Source organism: Spirulina sp. 06S082, assembly GCF_034932145.1.
Lineage (GTDB): Bacteria > Cyanobacteriota > Cyanobacteriia > Cyanobacteriales > Spirulinaceae > CCY15215.
In genome coordinates this window covers 1-8,268 of sequence record NZ_JAYGHV010000066.1, presented here as the reverse complement: position 1 = coordinate 8,268, position 8,268 = coordinate 1, and the positions used below count along the sequence as shown (strand labels likewise).

Sequence of the window (8,268 nt, the reverse complement as noted above, 5' to 3'; positions counted from 1 at the left end):
GTCAACTTAAGCCCCAGCAAGCCAATTTTCCCCCGCGTCCCCTCATTCCCGAGAGCCAACGTGCGGAGGTACTGTCTGCCCTCAAAGCCGTGGATGGAGTCGTTATCTTTCCTCAGCTTACGGCAACTCATCTCATTGCTACCCTAAAACCGGATATTTATGTTAAAGGTGGAGATTATACCCCCGAAACCCTTCCGGAATATCCCGACGCGATCGCCCACGGAGTGCGGATTGAATTAGTTAAGGTGGAGGTTGGGGCTTCCACAAGTGCGATTATCAAGGGTATTTTAGAGGGAAGCCGCAATGAATAATTGATAATTGTTCGTTAATAATTAATAATTGTTTATTGATAATTGTTTATTGATAATTAATAATTGAAATGATTGCATCCAGTCTTCATCCTGAAATTGAGCCACTCTGCCAGCAGTTAGAGTCGGGGGTTTTGAAAAAACAATTATCGGTCATTCCTCAACTTGCCAGCACCGGTGATGCAGGTTGGCAGGTTTTGATGAATTTTTTGCAGGCCAATAAAGACCAGGATCCCACTCCGGCGATCGGTACGGCTTATCTGGCTTTATACCGTTTGGACGTAGCAGAAATTAGAGATTTTTTGCAAACTCACTTTTCAGAAGGAATTGTTGCTCTCAAGTCCGATCGCGGGATTGATTACCAACTCTTACAAGTATTACTGATCGAACAGGACTTTCAACAAAGCGATCGCCTCACCCTCGAAAAACTCTGCGAATTGGCTGGAGAAAAGGCTGTAAATCGACAATGGCTCTATTTTTCTGAGATCGATCGCTTCCCAGTGACGGATTTACAAACGATTAATACACTTTGGCTGACTTATTCAGAAGGAAATTTTGGCTTTTCGGTACAGCGCGAATTATGGTTGGCACAGGGAAAGAATTTTAATAAACTCTGGGAGAAAATTGGCTGGAAAAAGAGCAATAATTGGACCCGCTACCCTAATGAGTTTATCTGGGATTTGAGCGCACCGAGGGGTCATTTACCGTTATCGAATCAATTGCGAGGAGTGCAGCCTTTTGCGTCTTTATTGGCTCATCCTGCTTGGACAGAGTGAATTAGAAAGCGAAAGAGAAGACACAAACCGCGATCGCCTTCTCGCAAAACTAGCGCGATCGCCATTAATTGCCCTCAATATTGAGACTGCGAATTTGTTCGGCAAACCAATTGGCAACACTGATATTACTTTCTTCCTGTAACCGTACCAGAGTTTGTTCGAGAAGTGCAATGGGTAAACCTGTTAAACTTTGAGAAACTTGACATTCTCGATATTGATTGTTTTCTTGTAATTGGAAGGCAAAAACTCGCCTTCCGACAACATCGATCGCCCAATATTCAGTAATTCCCAATGAGGCATACAGATGCTTTTTCTCATCCAAATCACTTGATAAGGTTGTATCGGAAATCTCCCCCACCAGATCGGGAATTCGCCAGCGATCTAAATCGATATAACGTCTTTCTCCGGTTTGCCATCTGGGATAATCTTCTCCAATATATAAAACAATATCGGGTGCAGCAGAACTTTGCTCTGATTTTTCCAGCAAGCAACCTCCAAAAGTATTTGATGTTTGCGGAATATGCTGGCTAAACCAGATAAAAAATAACATGGAAAAGAGATCGCCAATGTTGGCATGATTGATTCCTTCCGAACCCATTTCTACTAAAAGGTGATTTTGGTAATAGTATAATTTAACTCGCTCTCGAGTCTCTGTATCGCGCCAAGTTTCATAATCTTTCCAACTGGCAAAATTCCATTGTGTTAACGGAATCGCGATTTTTGTAGGATTAGAAGTTAGAGTATTCATCAATATTTATTATTTATTTATTTCTCTCTTACTCTAGATGATAAGGGCGATCGCCAATCCAGATCAAGTAAACTGTAGCTATCTCAAAATAACCACGCAACTGTGCGATCGCCTTGAGTTCAATTTGCAGTTTATTTGACGCTAAATTGGGTATATCTCACAAATAAATTAATATTCAGAGCAAAAGTTTAACTAAATAAAATGTGAGTATTCCGCTTCCTAAAGGAACTGTGAGATTATCAATACCTAACTTAGAAAATGCTTCTAAACCCGTTGCGGCGATCGCAACCCACAAACTAATCAAGAAAACTTGCCAAATTATTCCGTAAACACTAGCTAAAACGATCGCAGTCACGAGAAAACTTGCCCCTAACATAGCCAAGGAACCTTCCCAACTTTTCTTAATTCCCCCTATTTGATAGCTATGTTTGCCAAAACGCTGTCCAATAATTGCAGCCAAACCGTCCCCCCATGCCATAATTAGAACGCCAATAACAGCATAATAGGGATGTTGAAGCGGGAAAAAATAACTCACAAGCACGCCAATACTTACCGCATAAAAAAATGTACCTAAACTTTTTCGTCCTACACTATTAATACTGGGAAGAATGGGGAGAAAATAAGATACAATTGCAATGATACTGGCGAGAATTGCGGCAATAACAATCAGCCAAGCAGGAATTGCCAACCACCACGCCAATAAAATAACCTGCCCCGAACCAATATGAAATATTTTCCGCGTGAATTCTGCATCGGTATTTTTAAAGCGATTTAATCCTTCTGAAATCAATAAGAGAATTCCTAAATATAAGGCAACAATTCCTAGAGATATCCATAGAGGAGAAACCGAAAATAAGGACAGCGATCGCCAACCCAATAAAATAAGAAACAATTTTCTTAATCCCAATATTATCTACAGTTCAATTCCTAGCTTACCCCATGAAAACTTTATTAATTTGGTTAATTAAAGGTTATAAACTTTTAATTTCCCCAATTTTGTCCCCGAGTTGTCGCTTTTATCCCTCCTGTTCTCAATATGCCCTAGACGCGATCGCCCGATTTGGAGTATTACAAGGGGGAAGACTGGCACTCTGTCGCCTTTTACGCTGTCATCCTTTCCATCCTGGGGGAGTCGATCCCGTCCCCACTTTAGAGGAAATGCAGCAACAAAAAGGAAAAATGCGATCGCGCGGTTCAATGCAGGATAATAAAAACCTATCCCAATGGAAAGCCAAAGCCAAAAAGCGCGATCGATGAAACCCTATCAAAAAATTCCCATTCAAGAATGTCACGAACCTTTAGTTCCCATCCCTCTAGAGCAGTTTGCAGTAGAGTCTCCCCATCCTTACCTTAAATTGGGGGCAGATTATGCGGGAAAATCCCCCTATTATTTGCGTCAGGGTGTCCTCGATGCTCTCCTTGCAGCGCAAAACAATTTACAACAAAATCGGCAAGGATGGCGCATTTTAATTTTTGATGCCTATCGCCCGATCGCCGTGCAGCAGTTTATGGTGGACTATACGTTTCAATCCCTCGTTAGGGAAAGAAAGTTAAATTTGGCAGAGTTATCGACTCAACAGAAAGAGCAACTCTGGCAAGAAGTCTATCAATTTTGGGCGATTCCCAGCGATAACCCTGCAACTCCTCCTCCTCACAGCACTGGGGCGGCGATCGATGTTACCCTGGTGGATGCAGAAGGGAAAATTGTTGAGATGGGTTCCCCCATTGATGAAATTTCCGAGCGATCGCATCCCCTGCATTACGCCAACGCTACAACGCCAACCGAACAAATATATCATCAGAACCGACAGATTTTAAATACAGCCATGACATCCGGGGCATTTTGCTGTCATCCGCGAGAATGGTGGCATTTTTCCCTTGGGGATCAAATCTGGGCGTTGCAGTATAATCGAGAACATCCTAACAACCCGATAACAGCAAGATATGGGGGTTGGGTGCAATAAGTTTTTTGATATTGCCGCGATCGCGTCCCCGATTTTGTATAAGAATAAAGTTTGAAAGAAAGATCGTTTAAATACCTAAGTTGCCATGCTCGCACCCCAACGAATCTACGTCCTACTTATCAATGCTGGCACCGATCGCGAAGGAATCCATTCTCTGCAAATTGGCGATCGTCAAACTGTTTTGATGTTTGAGTCGGAAGATGATGCAATTCGCTATGCTCTCATGTTAGAGGCTCAAGATTTTCCTGCACCCAGCATTGAGCCTTTTCCTGCCGAAGAAATCGAGGGTTTCTGTCGCGAGGCAGGCTACAATTGGGAAATTGTCAAAGAAGGACAGTTAGAAATTCCTCCAGAAATGATCGTAGATGAGACAACTTGGACTCTGGAAGACTCTCCTCCTCCTTCTTCCTCTCAACAAGAAACCGAAGAACGAGAAATGTCTGATGAGGAACTCGATGCACAACGTCGCGCATTAGAAAAGCTCTTTGGCAATTAATATTCAGTTACCAGTCATCAGTTATCCCATGTTAGAATCTCGCGGACATCTGCTGACTGAGCAGATCAACCCCAACTCGCAAAACTTGGATCGTCTCACCAGCTTGGAGTTGGTGGATTTATTTAACCAAGAAGATCGCAAAAATTTGCAGGCGATCGCCGCAGCTAGAAGCGAATTAGCAAAGGCGATCGACCTCACTGCCGCATCTCTCTCTCGAGGGGGGCGCTTATTTTACGTTGGAGCAGGGACTAGCGGGCGTTTAGGGGTCTTGGATGCGGCGGAATGTCCCCCCACCTTCTGCACCCCTCCCGAACTCGTACAGGGCATTCTCGCAGGGGGAGCGCCCGCTTTGTTAAAGAGTTCCGAGGCTTTGGAAGATCGTAGGGAGGATGGAGCCCAGGAAATTGCTCAAAAAGAAGTCACAGCAGTAGATGTGGTTTTGGGGATTACAGCAGGGGGAACCACTCCTTTTGTGCATGGGGCGATCGCGGAAGCGAAGAAACGAGGTGCCACAACGATTTTTCTTGCTTGCGTGCCTGCATCCCAGTTCAAAATTGATGTAGATGTAGATTTACGCTTATTGGTGGGACCGGAAATATTAGCAGGATCGACCCGTTTGAAGGCAGGAACCGTGACAAAAATGGCCTTGAATATTCTTTCGACATCCGTGATGGTTAAACTGGGGAAAACCTACGGAAATCGCATGATTGATGTTTCCGTCACTAATCAAAAACTACGCGATCGCGCCCTTCGTATTCTTCAAGACCTTGCGGATCTCGATCGCCAAGAAGCGGAAACACTTTTAGATCGCAGCGGCCAAAAAGTTAAACTCGCATTATTAATGCACTGGGGAGGAGTTAGCCTCGAGAAAGGAAATCAATGCTTAGAAGAAGCGCGAGGGAATCTCAGAACCGCGTTAGAATTAGCAAACCGATAGCCTGTCTCTAGATCCGCCAGGGATTGAAAATCCCTGTCTCATACAAAAAATCCATTGAAATGGATTAGGGTTATCGCGATCGCCCTTGCCCGCTAAAAAATCCTTGACAGACCACTAGTCTCTTTTGAGAGGAGAACTAACTAATTATTACCCATCACTCAAAATGTCAAATCCCTCAGAATTTGTCTCGACTTTTGCGATCGTTCTTGTTGCCCTTGGCTTTCTGGTTTGGGGGTATAATCGCGCTAAACCCTTTGGAAAATTAGGTATTCTCGCTTGGCTGCAATCGGTTGTTTTGATTGCACCCTGGTTACTTTTCTTTGGCTTAGTTGCCTTGGGAATTTTTATCAATATCATTGGCCTTATTTTTCTTTTTGTGGCTTCTTCGGGAGTCTATATTTATTTAGGCAATCGTTTGCGATCGGAGGGACAAGATGCCATTTTACGCGATCGCGCTGCCCAAAGAATTGCCCAACAACAAGAACAGGAAAATTTAGCGAAAAGTGTCGTCTCCTCAGATACAGATAGTGGCGATCGCCTTGAAAATAATACAACAGAGGAAATTTTTCCTATTCCTGCTGAAGATTTACAGCAAATTAAAGGTATTTTTTCCCTCGACACATTTTTTGCCACGGAAACAATTTCTTATCAAGAAGGGGCTATTTTTAAGGGAAATCTGCGGGGAGAAACTGAGGCAGTTTATGCCAGTCTTTCCCAGAAATTAGAGAGTTTATTAGGGGAAAAATACCGTCTCTTTTTAGTAGAAAGTCCTGAAGGGAAGCCCGTTATTATTGTTCTTCCCAGTGCCAACGATCCCCAACCTTCAACCCTCGCTCAGAAAAATTTAGCCCTAGTTTTATTTGTTGCGGCGATCGCCACCAGTTTAGAGGCTTCTGCCTTATTATTAGGATTTGACTGGTTTTCACAACTGGGTCGTTATGGTGAGGCTTTACCTATTGCTCTGGGATTATGGCTTATTTTAGCTGCTCACGAGTTCGGCCATTGGTTCTATGCTAAACGCTACAATATTCGCCTCAGTTTACCCTATTTAATTCCCAGTTGGCAGATCGGTTCGTTTGGTAGCATTACTCGTTTTGAGTCCCTGATTCCCCATCGTACAGCCTTATTTGATGTTGCTTTAGCGGGACCTGCGATCGGGGGTTTAGTGTCATTTTTCTTGCTGGCGATCGGTTTAATTCTTTCTCATCCTGGTAGTTTATTTCAGATTCCCATCGAGTTTTTACAAGGTTCTATTTTGGTGGGAACTTTGGCCAAAGTTCTTTTAGGTTCGACTTTGGAAGGAAGTATTATTGATGTTCATCCTTTGATGATTGTGGGTTGGCTGGGACTGGTGATTAATGCGCTGAATTTAATGCCCGCAGGACAATTAGATGGGGGACGTATTGTACAAGCAATTTATGGCAGAAAAACTGCCCGCAGAACAACCATTGCAACTTTAGTCATTTTGGGTTTAGTGGTTATTTTTAATCCTGCAAATCCGATTCCTTTATATTGGGGCATTTTGATTTTATTCTTACAACGAGATTTAGAACGTCCCAGTTTGAATGAATTATCGGAACCGGATGATACGAGGGCTGCTTTAGGTTTATTGGCTTTATTTTTAATGTTAGCCACTCTGATTCCTTTGAGTCCTGGTTTAGCAGGACAATTAGGAATTGGAGGTTAGGGTATTTGCAGGCCAATATTTTTCTTTGAGGTAGTTTCCTGCGATCGCCAAAAAGACGATCGCCACAAACCCCATCCCTAAATAACTGGGTAGCCAATAAACCACTTCAATATGATTGATTTCTCCTGCTTGTAGGGTCCAGATAGAACGATCGCCTTTTTTTCGCACGGGAGGGGAGATACCGTCAGGAGTACGAACTAAATATCTTGCACCCCAAGGGGTTGAGAGAGCAAATTCAATATCAATGGGAAAACCAGACTCGAGGGAAATGGGACTGCGATCGCCTAAAACTTCTAAGCCGCGCAAATCTACCGCCAAACTGAGGCGATCGCGTTCCAGTAGAATAAAGTTACTTTGCTTCATCTCCATAGTGGAAACAAGCTGTACTGCGTCAAGGGTACTGGTTTGCGCCAAGGGTACGATCGCCTGTTCCGTCGGGTTAAAAAACTGGTTAAACTTGGAAACTAAATCCTTGCCATTATTGAAAGGAATTGTAACAAGGAGTTCGTCATCAGCCAGATATTTACTTTTCCCTTTTAATTTTTTGGCTCGATCTTCAACAGTTTTCAGCCAGCGAGAGGCTTCTGGGGGATTAAACCGCGTCAGTTGTTCCCCCAATTTAACGTGCTGGGAGATGGTGCCACCATTTTGACCTTGTACTGTCACGCCTACATCGTAGCGAATGCAGCCGGATAAAAAGAGCGCTGAAACCACCAAAAAGGCGATCGTCAGCCAGCGAGATAGTCGCATACCTGTAGAGGCCTTAGATTTAGATTTAACGTTTCTGAAGCCTCGTTGACTGTATCCCAAACCCATCTGGCAAACCTCCTCCACGATTGCACCTACCCTCCTTATCCTACAGGAGATGGGGAGCATTTCTCTTTCTCTGGGAACTGTTGCTCTTGGGTGCAAAATTAGTTATATTCTGTTACAAAGTTTTAAAAAAATCCACCCGTACCCGTTTTTAGGATAGCGATCGCAGCCATGAAAATCTCGGACATCCAAAACACAATTACTCGAGAAACCAATACTCTCAAGGACAAAATTGATCGAAGAGAGTTGATTTTGTCAACCTATGTCGGCGATCCGACTCGACTGAGAACCGAATTAGAAAAATGGCGATCGGAGTTGGATATTTGGCAAAAATGCAAAAACATGATCGACCAAGCCCAGTAATCAAGCCCAAGATATAGTTGAGAGAGGTAGGGAAGGGTTAAAGCAAAAAACATCATAGGACTTACGCATTAACGGGCAAGATGCCCGCACTACTATCACCATAGAATACAGTAGTGGGAGCGTCTCGCTCCCTGTCAATCCTACACTCCCCCAACCCCCCCAACCCTCCAACACTC

Annotated in this window: 10 protein-coding genes and 1 pseudogene; 8 read left to right on the top strand and 3 right to left on the bottom strand. The window is 43.6% G+C overall.

From position 1 onward, the window contains the following. Together VB714_RS06505 and VB714_RS06500 are read left to right on the top strand one after the other, a co-directional pair. Positions 1-311 (top strand): annotated as a pseudogene (locus VB714_RS06505) (D-glycero-beta-D-manno-heptose 1-phosphate adenylyltransferase); the annotation flags it as partial. Positions 312-379: 68 nt separating this feature from the next. Further along, entirely contained in the window at positions 380-1,084 is a 705-nt protein-coding gene (locus VB714_RS06500) for a GUN4 N-terminal ARM-like repeat domain-containing protein (protein ID WP_323222333.1), read from the top strand. A 64-nt stretch (positions 1,085-1,148) separates the two neighbouring features. On the opposite strand, the gene VB714_RS06495 is transcribed toward VB714_RS06500, so the two are convergent. Then, complete coding sequence (locus VB714_RS06495; RefSeq protein ID WP_323222331.1) at positions 1,149-1,832, bottom strand: Uma2 family endonuclease; 684 nt, start codon at positions 1,830-1,832, stop codon at positions 1,149-1,151. 175 nt (positions 1,833-2,007) lie between these two features. Further along, complete coding sequence (locus tag VB714_RS06490; protein ID WP_416309623.1) at positions 2,008-2,715, bottom strand: diacylglycerol/polyprenol kinase family protein; 708 nt, start codon at positions 2,713-2,715, stop codon at positions 2,008-2,010. 56 nt (positions 2,716-2,771) lie between these two features. Here VB714_RS06490 and yidD point away from each other — a divergent pair, with 56 nt between their 5' ends. The 5 genes from yidD to VB714_RS06465 all read left to right on the top strand — a co-directional run bounded on the left by yidD (position 2,772) and on the right by VB714_RS06465 (position 6,916). After that, positions 2,772-3,089, top strand: a complete 318-nt coding sequence (gene yidD / locus VB714_RS06485; RefSeq protein ID WP_416309620.1) for a membrane protein insertion efficiency factor YidD — start codon at positions 2,772-2,774, stop codon at positions 3,087-3,089. Further along, positions 3,086-3,796: a M15 family metallopeptidase gene (locus VB714_RS06480; RefSeq protein ID WP_416309622.1), complete on the top strand. Its 711-nt coding sequence runs from the start codon at positions 3,086-3,088 to the stop codon at positions 3,794-3,796. Before yidD ends, VB714_RS06480 begins: the two co-directional genes overlap by 4 nt. Before the next feature lie 85 nt (positions 3,797-3,881). Next, positions 3,882-4,292, top strand: coding sequence for a DUF3110 domain-containing protein (locus VB714_RS06475; protein WP_323222326.1), 411 nt, complete (start codon positions 3,882-3,884; stop codon positions 4,290-4,292). Positions 4,293-4,320: 28 nt separating this feature from the next. Further along, positions 4,321-5,229, top strand: a complete 909-nt coding sequence (murQ, locus tag VB714_RS06470) for an N-acetylmuramic acid 6-phosphate etherase (protein ID WP_416309621.1) — start codon at positions 4,321-4,323, stop codon at positions 5,227-5,229. Between the two features lie 163 nt (positions 5,230-5,392). After that, positions 5,393-6,916 (top strand): site-2 protease family protein, encoded by a 1,524-nt coding sequence (locus VB714_RS06465; protein WP_323222324.1) that lies wholly within the window; start codon positions 5,393-5,395, stop codon positions 6,914-6,916. On the opposite strand, the gene VB714_RS06460 is transcribed toward VB714_RS06465, so the two are convergent. Beyond that, positions 6,899-7,666 carry a DUF3153 domain-containing protein gene (locus VB714_RS06460; RefSeq protein ID WP_323222322.1) on the bottom strand — a complete coding sequence of 256 codons (768 nt, stop codon included), beginning with the start codon at positions 7,664-7,666 and terminating at the stop codon, positions 6,899-6,901. The genes VB714_RS06465 and VB714_RS06460 overlap by 18 nt on opposite strands. Before the next feature lie 234 nt (positions 7,667-7,900). Here VB714_RS06460 and VB714_RS06455 point away from each other — a divergent pair, with 234 nt between their 5' ends. Continuing rightward, positions 7,901-8,092, top strand: coding sequence for a hypothetical protein (locus VB714_RS06455; protein WP_204102250.1), 192 nt, complete (start codon positions 7,901-7,903; stop codon positions 8,090-8,092). Positions 8,093-8,268: the final 176 nt, after the last annotated feature.